The following is an 814-nucleotide window of genomic DNA, read 5'->3' on the forward strand; positions in this document are numbered from 1 at the left end:
TAGGCCTCTGGCCGCCGGTTGGCCAGCGAGGGGAGCTGCGCGCGGATCTCCCGCAGGTAGCTGAAGTCCAGCTCGCTCACCACCACCCCCACCCGGTTCGGCGCCTCCGCCACCACCGTCCCCCACGGATCCACCACCAGCGCATGCCCGTAGCACTGTGCGTTCGGCTCGTGCGGCCCGATCTGCGCCGGCGCCACCACGTAGCACTGGTTCTCGATCGCCCGCGCCCGCAGCAGCACGTGCCAGTGATCCTTCCCCGTGTAGAGCGTGAACGCCGCCGGCACGAACACCAGCTCCGCCCCCTCCAGCGCCAGCAGCCGGTACAGCTCCGGAAAGCGCAGGTCGTAGCAGATCGTCAGCCCCACCTTATGCCCCGCGATCTCAGCCGTGACCACCCGGTCGCCGGGCAGAATCGTCGCCGACTCGTTGGCCGTCACGTTGCCGGTCAGGTCGATGTCGAAGAGGTGGATCTTGCGGTAGGTCGCCAGGATGGCCCCGCTGGGGTCGAAGAGCACGCTGGTGTTGTAGTACTTGCCGGGGGTGGCGGAGCGCTCGAGGATAGAGCCGCCGAGGAGGTAGAGGTCGTGCCGGCGAGCCGCGGCGGCGAAGCGCTCGCTGGTGGGGCCGGGGATCGGCTCGGCGTTCGCCTCGTGCTGCTCGCGCGGCCCCAGGTAGGAGACGTACTCCGGCAGGGCGACGACCTGGGCGCCACGGGCGGCGGCCTCGGCGATCAGCCGTTCGGCGGTGGCCAGATTCTCGGCCTTGTCCCCGCGCGAGTTCATCTGCACGACCCCAACCCGCAGGATATCGCTCA

General features: G+C 70.0%; 1 protein-coding gene. It reads right to left on the bottom strand.

The annotated features are described in order from the left end of the window. Positions 1-803 (bottom strand): carbon-nitrogen hydrolase family protein (locus NET02_RS16330; protein ID WP_347711064.1); only part of this gene is annotated, 803 nt, incomplete at its 3' end. Positions 804-814: the final 11 nt, after the last annotated feature.

Source organism: Thermalbibacter longus (assembly GCF_023806485.1).
In the GTDB taxonomy this organism is placed as follows: Bacteria; Chloroflexota; Chloroflexia; order Thermomicrobiales; family Thermomicrobiaceae; genus Thermalbibacter; species Thermalbibacter longus.